Genomic DNA, 14,274 nt, shown 5'->3' with positions numbered 1-14,274 from the left:
ATACCGGGGAAGCGCACTTCGCCGCGGTGGCGCCGGAGAGCCTGGCCGGACAGTACGGCACCTTCAGCTTCGACAGCAATAGCGGCGCCTGGAGCTACACGCTCGACAACACCAAGGCCGATGCCCTGATCGCGGGCCAGCAGGTCAGTGATTCGCTGATAGTGTCCTCCGCCGACCAGACCGCGCAGCAGACCATCAAGGTCAACATCACTGGCGCCAACGACCACGCCACCATCACGTTCTCGGCCAGCGAGGACAAGGCAGTGACCGAAGCCGGCGGCGCAGGCAACACCGACCTCGGCGACGCCTCCGCCAGCGGCAAGCTGACGGTTACTGACGTCGATACCGGTGAAGCGCACTTCGCCGCGGTGGCGCCGGAGAGCCTGGTCGGGCAGTACGGCACCTTCGCCTTCGACAGCAACACCGGCGCCTGGGCCTATACGCTGGACAACACCAAGGCCGATGCGCTGATCGCGGGCCAGCAGGTCAGTGATTCGCTGACGGTGTCCTCCGCCGACCAGACCGCGCAGCAGACCATCAAGGTCAATATCACCGGTGCCAACGACCACGCCACCATCTCGGCCTCGGCCAACGAAGACAAGGCAGTGACCGAAGCCGGCGGCGCAAGCAATGCTGAAACTGGCGACGCATCCGCCAGCGGCAAGCTGACGGTCACTGACGTCGATACCGGTGAAGCGCACTTTGCCGCAGTGCCGCCGGAGAGTCTGGCAGGACAGTACGGTACCTTCAGCTTCGACACCAACACCGGCGCCTGGACCTACACGCTCGACAACAGCAAGGCCGATGCGCTGGCCGGCGGCCAGCAAGTCACCGATACGCTGACGGTATCGTCGGCGGACCTCACCGCCACGCAGACCATCACGGTCAACATCACCGGTGCCAACGATAATGCGACCATCACGGCGTCGACAAGTGCGGACACAGCGGTGACCGAAGCGGGCGGTGTGGCCAATGGCGCTGCAGGCGATGCCTTCGCCAGCGGCACGCTGACCGTCAGCGATGTCGATGCCGGGCAAGCGCATTTTGCCGATGTGCCACCGCAGAGTCTGGTGGGGAAGTACGGCACCTTCACTTTCGACAGCACGACCGGCGCCTGGGCCTACCAGCTTGACCAGGGCAAGGCAGATGCGCTGGTGGCAGGCCAGCAAGTGAGCGACACGTTGACCGTGCAATCGTCGGACCTCACCGCCAGCCGGTTGATCACGGTCAATATCACCGGTGCCAACGATACCGTTGTGAACACCGTGCCCACTGCGCAGGCTGTCAATGAAGATACGCCGCTGGTGTTCAGCTCGGCCAATGGCAATGCGTTCAGCATCACCGATGTGGATAACGCCAGCCATACCGTGACGCTGACCGCGGCCGCGGGCACGATCACGCTCCACGGTACCGCCGGGCTCCAGTTCCAGGCTGGCGACGGGACCGCGGACGGCACCATGACGTTCACGGGGACGGACGCGGCGATCAACGCCGCGCTGGACGGGATGACGTTTCTTGGCGACAAGGACTACGCGGGCGCGACATCGGTCCAAATCCAGACAAGCGATGCCATTTCCGCCGCTACCAGCGCGGTGGCGATCATGCTCAACCCTGTCAACGATGCACCGGTGGCGGCCTCTGACGTGATCTATGTCTCGAACGACAGCAATGGCAACAGCCGCAGCACCATTCTGATTCCGGTCAGCGCACTGCTTGGCAACGATGGCGATATCGACGGGATGGCGCTGTCAGTCACCGCGGTGGGGAATGCGACAGGCGGCGTCGGCAGCAGCGTGGCATTGGTAGAAGAAACCAATCGCACCTACATCAAGTTCGATGTCGACAAGACCTCGGGGAGCTTCAGCTATACCGTTTCCGATGGCGCTGGCGGCACCAGTACGGCGACCGTCGCGGTCAACGTCCTGTTGACGGAAAACAATGCCACGGTGTCCCTGGCGGGCAAGGACTACCAGGCTTCCTACCTGGATGGCGGCACCCAGAACGATTCGCTGACGGGCGCCGGCATTGCCGACGTCTTTATTGGCGGAGCGGGTGTCGACACGCTCAGTGGCGGTGGCGGCGACGACGTGCTGCGGGGTGGCGCGGGCAACGACATTATCGACGGCGGTGCCGGTATCGACCTGCTGGACTTCTCCGATGCAACTGGCGTGGTTACCTTCACGCTGATACAAAGCAGCGACGGGACAACGGTCATCCCGAGCGTGGCGGGGCTCGGTGCCGACCAATACAAGAACATGGAGGGCGTGATCGGGTCGGCGAACGGTGACACGCTCACCGGCAGTACCGCCAACGACATCATTCGCGGTGGCGCGGGCAATGACATCATCGACGGCCGCGACGGCATCGACCTGCTTGATTTCTCCGATGCCACCGGCGGGGTTGTGTTCACGCTGACGCAGAGCGGCAGCCCCACCACGGCAGGCCCGGGCGTGACTGGCCTCGGTGCCGACAGCTACAGCAACATGGAAGGCGTCATCGGCTCCGCCTTCAACGACAACCTCACCGGCTCTGCCGGCAACGACGTGCTGCGTGGCGGCGCGGGCAACGACGTGTTGGTCGGAGGCGCCGGCAACGACGTACTGACCGGCGGCGCCGGCGCCGACACACTGACCGGCGGCACCGGCAGCGACACCTTCCGCTTTCTGCGCGCGGACCCCGCCTCGGTCGACACCATCACCGACTTCGGTGTGGCGCCCGTGGCTTCCGGTGGCGATGTGCTGGATCTTTCCGACCTGCTTTCCGGTGTTGGCGTGACCACTGCCAATGCGGCGCAGTTCGTCCGGCTTTCGGAGGTGGGTGGCGATACCGTGGTCAGCCTGGACCGGGATGGCAGTGGCACGGCGGCTGCATTCCAGGACGTGGCGGTGCTGCAGGGCGTGGTCGGGCTCGATCTCAACACGCTGTTGAGCAACGGCAATATCCACACCGCCTGAGGCGGGCGATCGGTGGCGGATTCAGAGAGAGAAATGCAGGGCGGCAGTAAAGCCGGAATCCGGCGTAGTTGAAAACCATAATAAACGGGTAGCGCACCGCTTCCCGTATCGCGCAGGCACCGGCCAGCGCGATACGCGGCAGCGGGTGCGCCCGAGTGGGGGAAGCATGACAACGACATGGTGCCGGCTGGCACATGTACTGCTATGGGCCGCCATGGTGGTGCCGCATCACGCGGCAGCCCAGGCGCTGCGCCAGGCAGTCGAGCAAGCCGTGCATACCAATCCCGAAGTGCTGGCGGCGGGCAGCCGCCGGCTGGCCGCGGACGAGGGGCTGACGCAGGCGCGCGCCGGTTACCTGCCGCGGGTCGATGTCAATGCCGCCACCGGTCGCGTACGCCTGGACAGCCACAGCACCCGGCTGATGGGCCTGTCCGACTCTTCCTATGCCAGCCACGCGGCCGGCGTGACGATCTCGCAGATGCTGTTCGACGGCTTTGCCACCAGCAGCGATGTGGAGCGCCAGGGCGCACGGATCGACGGCGCGGCCTATCGGGTCGGCGCGACTGCCGAAGACATCGCGCTGCGCACGGTCGGCGTCTATGTGGAGGTCCTGCGGCGTCAGGAAACCGTGGCCATCGGCCTGGCCAATCTGGAAGCGCACCAGCACATCTATGACCAGATCCGGCTTGGCGCCGACAACGGGGTGCTGCGCCGCGCCGATCTCTATCAGGTCGAAAGCCGCCTGGCGCTGGCCAAGGCCAGCCTGCGGGCGGAGCAGGGCAGCTTGCAGGACGCCATGACAGCCTATTTGCGCGTGGTCGGCGCGCCGCCGGAGGTCTTGTCCAGGCCGGACTCGCTGTCGACGCTGCTGCCTGCCACCGAACGGGAGGCGCAGCAGGTGGCAAACGCCAATCATCCCGCGCTGGGTGCCGGGCAGGCCGATATCGCCGAAGCCCAGGCCGGGCGTTCGCTGGCCAAGGCCGCGTTGTGGCCAAGGCTGGATCTCGAGGTCGGCGTGGCGCGCGACCGCGACCGCGTGCTTGGCACCACCGACGAGCGCAGCGTTATGCTGCGCGTGCGTTACAACCTGTTTCGAGGCAACGCCGACAAGGCGCGCATCAACGAGGCCGGCTACCAGGTCCAGGAAGCAGAGCAGAATCTGGACCGTCTGCGCAGACAGGTGCAGGAGGCCGTATCGCAGGCCTATAACGCCCACCTGACGGCGAAGGACCGGCTGGTGAGCCTCAAGCAATACGTGGAGGCCAGCGATGCCACGCGCGTCAGCTACGGCAAGCAATTCCGGATCGGGCAGCGCAGCCTGCTTGACCTGCTGAATGCCGAGAACGAGTACTTCAGCGCCAGCACGGCCTACGTGACCGGCCAGTACAACGAACTGGCCAGCCAGTACCGCATCCTTGCCGGCATGGGCTTGCTGCTGGCGACCCTGCAGGTGCCGCCGCCCCAGACGGGGATGGTGCAGGTGGGGCAGAGGGCAGTGCCACCGGTAGGACAGAGGTAGGGGGGAGGGACGGTGCCGGGCAGTCCGGCAGCCATGCTTCAGCCGCACGCCACCGGAGATCCTGACCCGGCCCGCATCAGCCGGGCACAGCCTCTCCCCGCAATCCCCGCATCCGATACTCTCCCGGCGCCACGCCCGTCCACTTCTTGAAGGCCCGGTGGAACGTGCTCGGCTCCGAGAAGCCAAGCCGCAGCGCCACGTCCTGCAGCGTCATGCCGGGGCGCTCCATCATGCCGATGGCCACGTCGCGGCGCAGGCTGTCCTTGATGCTCTGGTAGCCGCTGCCCTCGTCGCGCAGCCGGCGGCGCAGCGTCTGGGGCGTGAGCCGCAGCATCTGCGCCATCTGTTCCAGCGACGGCAGTTCGTCATCCAGATGAGAGCGCAAGTGCTGCCGGATACGCTCGGCCAGGCAGCTGTTGTCGCGGTAGCGGATCAGCAGGTTGCGCGGCGTCTCGCGCAGGAACTCGCGCAGGCTGGCGGCGTCCTGCATCACCGGCAGGCGCAGGCTGGCGGCATCGAAATGCAGCACGGAGACAGGCTGGCCGTAATGCACGGCGGTCTTGAAGACGCGCTCGGTCTCCGGGCCGCCCTGCGACGGCGCGGCGCTCAGGTCGACCCGCGCCAGCGGGATATGGCCGGCGACCAGCCAGCTGAGCAGCGCGTAGGCATGGAACACGAAAGTCGATTCGGCAAAGCTGCGGCAGGCCGACTCCGGCGCGCGCGGATGCAGCACCACGGAGGCGGTCTTGCCGTCGGCGCTGACATGCAGGCGTGGCGCGAAGGCGTCGATATGCAGGCGGTACAGGCGCAGCCCGGCGCGGATGGCGTCTTCCAGCGTGGCGCAATGGATCAGGTTGCGGCACGCCTGCGCAAACACGCCCGGGGTCACGGGCCGGTCCAGCAGCCCCCACAGTTCATCGCGCATGACGCGGCGCAGCGTGCGGATCAGCGCCGCGTACTGGCCCTGGGTGACGCGCGCATTGGGCGAGGCCAGCAGCGCCGGTGAAATCCCGGCCCGGCGCAGCAGCGCGGCAATGTCGTGGCCCAGCCGGCGCGGGCCCAGCAGGATGTGATCCACATGCTGGATCGCAATGGTGTGGCGCGCCGAAGCCTGTGGCGCGGCCTGCGCCGGGGTGGCCGGGGCCTCGGCACAGCCTGGGGCATGGCCGTGCCCGAGCGCCGGTGGCAGCGCGCTGCCGGCGAGGTGCGGCTTGCCTGGCACGGGCGGGCGCAGCGATGACAGGACAGCGGTATGCATGGGTCTCCTCATCACGGTGACGCGTCGGCGCCAGCACCGCGGAACGGCTGGTTCCGCGGGCGCTCCCGCACGTTTCGCCACATCGTCCCGCCACCTTAGCAAGCCGCGACCGCACCGCACAATCGGGATTTGCCAAAGGCTGCCTTCCATCTGAGCGATTCGGCCAATCATTTTGGCCTGTCTGGTCATTGTCCACGCACCGCAGCATCGCGCACTCTGCGGCTGATACCGATACAAGGCCGGCGCACCGGCCCGGACGGGACCAGAACCGGGGCAAAGACCCGTTCCCGCCTCAGAAAAAGACAATGGAGACAACACATGCAGGCAGATCGTCGTAGTGCGTTGTGGCGCTTTGGCGTCGGGTTGCTGGCCGTGGCCGGGGTGCTCGGTGGGGGTGCCGCCTTCGCCCAGGGGCAATTCCCGTCGAAGACGGTCCGGCTGGTCGTGCCATACCCGGCCGGCGGCGCCACCGACGTGCTCGCGCGCGCCATTGCCGACGGGCTTGGCAAGGCCTGGTCGCGCCCGGTGGTGGTAGAGAACCGCCCCGGCGCGAGCAGCATGATCGGCTCCGAGGCCGTGGCCCGCGCCGAGCCTGACGGCCATACCGCATTGCTGACGATCACCACCCTCGTGCAGGCGCCCAGCCTGTATGCGAAGCCGCCGGTGGACCCGGTCAAGGACTTTGCGGCGGTGTCGGAGCTGGGCACCACCAACCTGGTCTTTGCCGTGCACAACTCGGTGCCGGCCACCAGCCTGAAGGAATTCATCGAGCTGGTCCGCGCCAAGCCGAGGCAGTTCTCCTACGGGTCTTACGGCACCGGCTCAAGCGGCCACCTGTACGGCGAGATCTTCAAGGAGTCCGCCAGACTGGACATGGTCCATGTGTCATACAAGGGAGAGGCACCGGAGCTGAACGACCTGCTGGGCGGGCAGGTGCCGGCCGCCATCATCTCGGTGATGGGCGCCAAGCCGCACAACGCCTCGGGCCGCCTGCGCGCGCTGGCCGTGACCGGCGGCGCCCGCTCGCCGCAGTTGCCGGATGTGCCGACCTTCCGCGAGGCGGGCGTTGCCGGCATGGACGGGCTGGGATGGTTCGGCCTGTTCCTGCCTGCCGCCACGCCCCGCGCCATCGTCGACAAGTACTCGGTCGACGTCAATCGCGTCCTGACCCAGCCAGAGATCCGCAAGCGCATGAACGACATGGGCATCGTCCTGACCGGCAGCACGCCGGATGCGTTCGCGCAGACCGTCCAGGCTGACTACGCACGCTGGGGCAAGGTCATCCGCACCAACAACATCCGCCTGGACTGAGTTCTTCCCGACTGACCTGTTTCGATTGCTGCAAATGAAGCCTGCTACTAGTACCAATCAGCCGTTTCGTTCCCCCGCCTGGCCGCCCGGCCTGCCGGCCACGCTGCATACGCCTCGCACCAGCCTGTTTTATAACGTCGAGGCGGCGGCGCACCGCTATCCGGACAAGACCGCGATCCAGTATTTCGGCACCGCGATCTCCTATGCCCAGCTGCAGGACGAGATCGAACGGATGGCGGGCTACCTGCAGCAGGCCTGCGGCATCCGGCCGGGCGACCGGGTGCTGCTGTTCAGCCAGAACTGCCCGCAGTTCATCATCGCCTACTACGCGATCCTGCGCGCCGAAGGCGTGGTGGTCCCGGCCAACCCGATGTGGCTGGAGGCCGAACTTGCCCATGTGGTGCAGGACAGCGGCGCGGTGGCCGCCTTTGCCGGCAGCGAGCTGTACCAGCGCGTGGCACCGCTGCACGGCCCGGCGCTGCGCCATGTGATCTTGCACGACTATGCCGGCATGCTGCGTGACGACGGCGGCCTGGCGGTGCCGGCCTGGCTGCGCGAAGCGCCGCCCGCGCCGCAGGCAGCGCCCTCCGGCGCGAAGCCGGTGGCCTGGGACGCGGCCAGCGCCGCCGGGCACCGGCCGCTGCCGCACCAGGCCGGCTACGACACGCTGTGCATGCTGGCCTATACCTCCGGCACCACCGGACATCCCAAGGGCTGCATGCATAGCCACGGCACGCTGATGACCGCGGCGGCCGGATCGGTGATCTGGCGCGGCGCCACACCCGAATCCGTGGTGCTGGCCGTGGCGCCGATATTCCACCTGCTGGGCATGCAGAACTGCATGAACTCGCCGCTCTACCTGGGCGCCACCGTGGTGCTGATGCCGCGCTGGGACCGCGCGCTGGCCGCGGACCTGATCGAGCGCTACCGCGTCTCGGTCTGGGGCGCGCCGCCGGCGATGATGGTGGACTTCTTCTCGCAGCCGGGCATCGATGCGCGCGACCTGTCGAGCCTGGCCTACGTCGGCGGCGGCGGCGCGGCCATGCCCGAAGCGGTGGCCAATATGCTGCAGGAGCGTTTTGGCCTGCCCTACGTCGAGGCCTACGGCATGACCGAGACCGCGGCCTTCATCCTGTCCAACCCGCGCAACCAGCCCAAGCGCGAATGCCTGGGCATCGCTACCTTCGGCGTGGACGCGCGCGTGGTCGATCCCGAGACGCTGCAGGAACTGCCCCACGGCGAGACCGGCGAGATCGTGGTCCACGGCGGCCAGGTGATGCAGGGCTACTGGCACAACCCGGAAGCCAACGCGGCCACTTTCATCGAGATCGGCGGCAAGCGCTTCCTGCGAACCGGCGACCTCGGTTTCATGGATGAGGAAGGCTACTTCTTCATGCGCGACCGCCTCAAGCGCATGATCAACGCGTCCGGCTACAAGGTCTGGCCGGCCGAGGTGGAGAACCTGCTGTACGGGCACCCGGCCATCCACGAAGCCTGCGTAATCGCCGCCCGCGACCAGCGCCGCGGCGAGACCGTCAAGGCCGTGGTGGCGCTGCGCCCGGAAGCGCGCGGCACGGCCGAAGCCGACCCCGAACGCATCATGGCCTGGTGCCGCGAGCATATGGCCGCGTACAAGGTGCCGCGCATCGTCGACGTGGTCGATGCGCTGCCCAAGTCGGCCACCGGCAAGATCCTGTGGCGCGCCTTGCAGGAGCGCGAGATGCAGGCGGACAACCCGAGCGCGTGACGCCAGCGGCGAATTCAGCAAAGAGAGAGACAGCATGCAGCAAAGCAGACGCAACTGGCTGGCACAGGCCGGCACCCTGGCCGGCGCGGCCATCCTCGGCGGCGCGGGCAGCGCCTTCGCGCAGCAGCCGTATCCCGGCAAGCCGATCCGCATGATCGTGCCGTACCCGGCCGGCGGCGGCACCGACACCGTGGGCCGCCTGATCGGCCAGCGCCTGGCCGAAAGCCTGGGCCAGCCGGTGGTGGTGGAAAACAAGCCCGGCGCCAGCGGCATGCTGGGCAACGACACCGTCGCCAAGGCGCCGGCGGATGGCTATACCATCCTGCTGGCGATCACCGCGCTGATCCAGTCGCCGGCCCTGTACAAGCGCACGCCGTACGACGTGGCCAGGGACTTCACGCCGGTCTCGCTGATCGCCAAGTCGTCCGACCTGTTCGTGGTGCCCAACCGCGTGCCGGCCAGCAATATGCGCGAGTTCCTGGCGCTGGCCAAGGCCAGCAAGCTCAGCTATGGGTCCTACGGCAACGGCACCTCGTCGCACCTGCACGGCGAACTGCTCAAGCAGCAGGCAGGCATCGATCTCGCACACATCCCTTACAAGGGCGCGGCGCCGCTGATGAGCGACCTGCTCGGCGGCCAGGTGGACAGCGCCTTTGTCGACGTGACCTCGGCCAACCCGTACCTCGGCAGCAACAAGTTCAAGATCCTCGGCATCACCGGCACCCAGCGCTACAAGGCGCTGCCCAATGTGCCGACTTTCACTGAACTGGGCCTGCAGGGGTTCGAGCCCAACGGCTGGTACGGGCTGTTCCTGCCGGCCAATGCGCCCAAGGATGTGACGGCGAAGCTGGCGGCCGAGACCGCGCGCATCGTGCGCCTGCCCGAAGTGACGCAGAAGCTGGCCGGCATGGGCCTGCAGCCGGTCGGGTCCACGCCGCAGGAACTGGCAGCCGTGGTCACCGGCGACACACCCAAGTGGGCCAGGATCGTACGCGACGCCAATATCCAGCTCGACTGAAACCCGCCTCCCGGAGCCCACCGATGGAAACCATCCGCTTTGCCGTAGAGGACGGCGTCGCTACGCTGACGCTGGACTCGCCGGCACGCAAGAATGCGCTGTCCTTGCCGATGCGCGACGAGATCGGCGAAGTGATTCGCCGGGTACGCGCCGACGACAGCGTGCGCGCGCTGATCCTGACCGCGGCCGGCACCGATTTCTCGTCGGGCGGCGACATCAGCTCGATGCAGGTCGAGATCAATGCCGAGCAGGGCCGCAAGCGCCTGCAGAAGGTGCACGGCTGGCTGGAAGACCTGATCCAGCTCGACGTGCCGGTCATCGCCGCGGTGGACGGCGCGGCCTATGGCGCGGGTTTCAGCCTGGCGCTGACGGCCGACATCATCCTGGCCACGCCGCGCGCGCGCTTCGGGCTGCCGTTCCTGCGCATGGGGCTGATCCCAGACTGTGGCGTGTTCTACACGCTGCCGCGGATGATCGGCCTGCAGCGGGCCAAGGCGCTGATGTTCTCGATGCGCGAGTTGAACGCCCAGGCCGCGCAAGACCTTGGCATCGTCATGGAAATCATGCCGGCGGACAGCCTGCAGGAACGCGCGCGGGCGCTGGCGCAGGCCTTCATCGAGGCCTCGCCGGTGGCGGTGGGCCTGACCAAGCAGGCACTGAACGCCTCGCTGAACCAGGACCTGCACACCATGCTGGCGATGGAGGCGGACGGGCAGGGCATTGCGTTCTCGACCGCCTATCGCCGCGAGGCTGCCGACCGCTTCATGGCCAAGCAGCCGCTGCGCTACCGCTGGCCGGACTGAGCGGCGGCGCCGGTCATGCTGCCCCGCAGCATCCGGCTGCCGTCGTTTACTTATATAGGCGGGCGCCAGCCGGACGGCATCGCGCGCCTGTTTTTCCTCTCGTTTACCCTGATATCCGCACACCATATGGGATCCCACGACCAGCACACGGCGCCCGCCGTACGCCAGACCCCCTGGATGACCGAAGACCTGGGGATGTTCCAGGAAACCGTGCGCCGCTTCATCGAGCGCGAACTGGCGCCCAACGAGGCCCGCTGGGCCGACCAGGGCTATATCGACCGCGAGGTCTGGCGCCGCGCCGGCCAGATCGGGCTGCTGTGCGCCAGCATCCCCGAGGAATACGGCGGCGGTGGCGGCACCTTTGCCCACGAGGCCGTCATCACCCAGGAAATGTCGCGCGCCGTCTGCACCAGCCTTGGCAATAATGTGCACAGCGGCATCGTGGCACATTACCTGCTCAACTACGGCACGGAAGCGCAGAAGAAGAAATGGCTGCCGCAAATGGCCAGCGGCGAAATGGTGGCGGCCATTGCCATGTCGGAACCTGGCGCCGGTTCTGACCTCAAAGCGATACGCACCCGCGCGGTGCGTGAACAGACCCAAAACGGAGACTGCTATCGCATAAACGGTGCAAAGACCTTCATCACGAACGGTTATCACGCCGACCTGGTCTGCGTGGTGGCCAAGACCGATCCGGAAGCCGGTTCGCGCGGCGTGTCGCTGGTCATGGTCGAGACGCGCGACCTGCCGGGCTTCCGTCGTGGCCGCATTCTCGAGAAGATCGGGCAGAAAGGGCAGGACACCGCCGAGCTCTTCTTCGACGACGTGCTGGTGCCGTGCGCCAACCTGCTGGGCACGCAGGAAGGGCAGGGTTTCTACCAGCTTATGCAGCAACTGCCGCAAGAGCGCATGATCATTGCGCTCGGGGCCGTGGCGACCATGCAGCGCGCCATCGAGCTGACCACCGAATACGTGCGCGAGCGCAAGGTGTTTGGCCAGCCGCTGGCCGATCTGCAGAACACGCGCTTCAAGCTGGCGGAGTGCAAGACGGTCGCCACCATTGCCGCGACCTTCGTCGACGACTGCATGCTGCGCCTGATGGACGGCAAGCTCGACGCTGCCACGGCCGCCATGGCAAAGTGGTGGTGCACGCAGCAGAACTGCCAGGTCATCGACGAGTGCCTGCAGTTGCACGGCGGCTACGGCTACATGCTTGAATACCCGATCGCGCGTATGTATGCGAACGCACGCGTGAGCAAGATCTACGGCGGCTCCAACGAGATCATGAAGGAGCTGGTCGCGCGCACGCTCTGACGCGTCTGCTATCAGCAGTGTGCGTGTGCTAGTGCGCGCAAACGCGTAAGAAAATGCGGAAAAACGAAAGCCGGCACCAGTGCCGGTTTTCGTGCGTATGGTTACAAAACCGGATGTGCACGGATGGCGGGAAAGGTGTAAGGTGTTTCACAAGCATGGTCAATGGCCCGTCGCGTGCGGGGGCAAGGCCCGAGCGGAAATCCAGCCAAAAGCTGAAGCGGAATCATGCAGAAAATGCAGCAACGAAACAGACGTTGCATCGATGCAAGATACGTCAACTCGGACTCCACCATCGCCGTTATTTGACTATGATGAAGTAAAGACTTCGCAACATGACAGGTCGCCAGGCCGGGGTGGTGTGCCGCGAACGTTGCGCGAAGCCTTAGGGGTAGCACGCCTCGGACGTGAACTCTGACGGGAGTGAGGTATGGACATTTTTGGCCATTACGCTACGCGCTTCGAAGCTCGCAAGGAAGAGGAATACAGCATCCAGGAGTACCTGGAGATCTGCAAGAAGGATCCGACTGCCTACGCGACTGCTGCTGAGCGCATGCTTGCCGCCATCGGCCAGCCTGAGTTGGTGGATACCCACCACGACCCCAGGCTGTCCCGCCTGTTCTTCAACAAGGTCATTCGCATCTATCCGGCCTTCCGCGACTTCTACGGCATGGAGGACACGATCGAACAGATCGTCTCGTTCTTCAAGCACGCGGCGCAGGGCCTGGAAGAGCGCAAGCAGATCCTCTACCTGCTCGGGCCCCCGGGCGGTGGCAAGTCCTCGCTCGCTGAAAAGCTCAAGGCGCTGATGGAGGAGATTCCCATCTACGCACTCAAGGGTTCGCCGATCCATGAATCGCCGCTGGGGCTGTTCGCGCCAGAGGAAGACGGCAAGATCCTGGAAGAGGACTACGGTATTCCGCTCCGGTATCTGAACACCATTGCCTCGCCCTGGGCGGTCAAGCGCCTGCACGAGTTCAACGGCGATATCACCAGGTTCCGGGTGGTCAAGCTGCGCCCTTCGGTGCTGTCGCAGATTGCGATCTCGAAGACCGAGCCTGGCGACGAAAACAACCAGGATATTTCCTCGCTGGTCGGCAAGGTCGACATCCGCAAGCTGGAAGATTTTCCGCAGGACGATCCGGACGCCTACTCGTATTCCGGCGGGCTCTGCCTGGCCAACCGCGGCCTGCTTGAGTTCGTTGAAATGTTCAAGGCGCCGATCAAGGTCCTGCACCCGCTGCTGACGGCAACGCAGGAAGGCAACTACAAGGGCACCGAGGGCTTCGGCGCGATCCCGTTCGACGGCATCGTCCTGGCGCACTCGAACGAGGCGGAGTGGACGACCTTCAAGGCGGACAAGAACAACGAGGCTTTCCTGGACCGGATCTATATCGTCAAGGTGCCATACGTGCTGCGCGTGTCCGACGAGGTGAAGATCTACGACAAGCTCCTGCGCAGCAGTTCGCTGTCGGCGGCGCCGTGCGCGCCCAACACGCTGAAGATGATGGCGCAGTTCGCGGTGCTCACCCGCATCAAGGAGCCCGAGAACTCCAATGTCTTCTCGAAGATGCGTGTCTATGACGGCGAAAGCCTGAAGGACGTGGATCCGAAAGCGAAGTCGTACCAGGAATACCGCGACTATGCCGGCATCGACGAAGGCATGAACGGGCTGTCGACGCGCTTTGCGTTCAAGGTCCTGTCCAAGGTCTTCAACTTCGACAACACCGAAGTGGCGGCCAACCCGGTGCACTTGCTGTACGTGCTCGAGCAGCAGATCGAGCGCGAGCAGTTCCCGCCGGAGCAGGAATCCAAGCTGCTGTCGTACATCAAGGAGTACCTGACCACGCCGTTCGTGGAGTTCATCGGCAAGGAAATCCAGACTGCCTACCTGGAGTCGTATTCGGAGTATGGGCAGAACATCTTCGACCGCTATGTGGTGTTCGCCGACCTGTGGATCCAGGACCAGGAGTACCGCGATCCCAACACCGGCGAGATCCTCGACCGCAACGCGCTGAATGACGAGCTTGAGAAAGTGGAGAAGCCCGCGGGTATCTCGAACCCGAAGGACTTCCGCAACGAGATCGTCAACTTCGTGCTGCGGGCACGGGCCAACAACAGTGGCAAGAACCCGGTCTGGACCAGCTATGAAAAGCTGCGGATGGTGATCGAGAAGCGCATGTTCTCCACCACCGAGGACCTGCTGCCGGTGATCTCGTTCAACGCCAAGTCTTCGCGCGAAGACCAGGACAAGCACGAGAACTTCGTCAACCGCATGGTCGAGAAGGGGTACACGCCCAAGCAAGTGAGACTTCTGGTGGAGTGGTATCTGCGCGTAAGAAAGTCATCGTAA

At 65.7% G+C, this 14,274-nt stretch carries 9 protein-coding genes; 8 read left to right on the top strand and 1 reads right to left on the bottom strand.

Annotated elements, in window-relative coordinates; translation table 11 throughout:
- Positions 1-2,954, top strand: a 2,954-nt coding sequence (locus tag AC07UK_RS10110) for a beta strand repeat-containing protein (RefSeq protein WP_494693871.1), incomplete at its 5' end; no start/stop codon positions are given.
- A 166-nt stretch (positions 2,955-3,120) separates the two neighbouring features.
- Positions 3,121-4,473, top strand: a complete 1,353-nt coding sequence (locus tag AC07UK_RS10105; protein WP_494685649.1) for a TolC family outer membrane protein — start codon at positions 3,121-3,123, stop codon at positions 4,471-4,473.
- Between the two features lie 76 nt (positions 4,474-4,549).
- Here the strand turns inward: AC07UK_RS10105 and AC07UK_RS10100 are convergent, their stop codons facing one another.
- On the bottom strand, positions 4,550-5,731 hold the full coding sequence (locus AC07UK_RS10100) for an AraC family transcriptional regulator (RefSeq protein ID WP_436223935.1): 1,182 nt from the start codon (positions 5,729-5,731) through the stop codon (positions 4,550-4,552).
- A gap of 318 nt (positions 5,732-6,049) precedes the next feature.
- On the opposite strand from AC07UK_RS10100, the gene AC07UK_RS10095 reads away from it, so the two are divergent.
- The 6 genes from AC07UK_RS10095 to AC07UK_RS10070 all read left to right on the top strand — a co-directional run bounded on the left by AC07UK_RS10095 (position 6,050) and on the right by AC07UK_RS10070 (position 14,274).
- Positions 6,050-7,042: a Bug family tripartite tricarboxylate transporter substrate binding protein gene (locus tag AC07UK_RS10095; protein ID WP_436223934.1), complete on the top strand. Its 993-nt coding sequence runs from the start codon at positions 6,050-6,052 to the stop codon at positions 7,040-7,042.
- Positions 7,043-7,076: 34 nt separating this feature from the next.
- Positions 7,077-8,789 carry a long-chain fatty acid--CoA ligase gene (locus AC07UK_RS10090; protein ID WP_436223933.1) on the top strand — a complete coding sequence of 571 codons (1,713 nt, stop codon included), beginning with the start codon at positions 7,077-7,079 and terminating at the stop codon, positions 8,787-8,789.
- Between the two features lie 34 nt (positions 8,790-8,823).
- Entirely contained in the window at positions 8,824-9,807 is a 984-nt protein-coding gene (locus AC07UK_RS10085; RefSeq protein WP_436223932.1) for a Bug family tripartite tricarboxylate transporter substrate binding protein, read from the top strand.
- A gap of 23 nt (positions 9,808-9,830) precedes the next feature.
- Positions 9,831-10,610: an enoyl-CoA hydratase/isomerase family protein gene (locus AC07UK_RS10080; RefSeq protein WP_494685648.1), complete on the top strand. Its 780-nt coding sequence runs from the start codon at positions 9,831-9,833 to the stop codon at positions 10,608-10,610.
- A gap of 126 nt (positions 10,611-10,736) precedes the next feature.
- Complete coding sequence (locus AC07UK_RS10075) at positions 10,737-11,924, top strand: acyl-CoA dehydrogenase family protein (RefSeq protein WP_436223930.1); 1,188 nt, start codon at positions 10,737-10,739, stop codon at positions 11,922-11,924.
- A 427-nt stretch (positions 11,925-12,351) separates the two neighbouring features.
- Positions 12,352-14,274: a PrkA family serine protein kinase gene (locus tag AC07UK_RS10070; protein WP_013952342.1), complete on the top strand. Its 1,923-nt coding sequence runs from the start codon at positions 12,352-12,354 to the stop codon at positions 14,272-14,274.

It is taken from the genome of Cupriavidus sp. GW821-FHT07C08 (assembly GCF_059419025.1).
The sequence above is the reverse complement of the archived record's forward strand: the minus strand, read 5'-3'. Positions and strand labels throughout refer to the sequence as shown.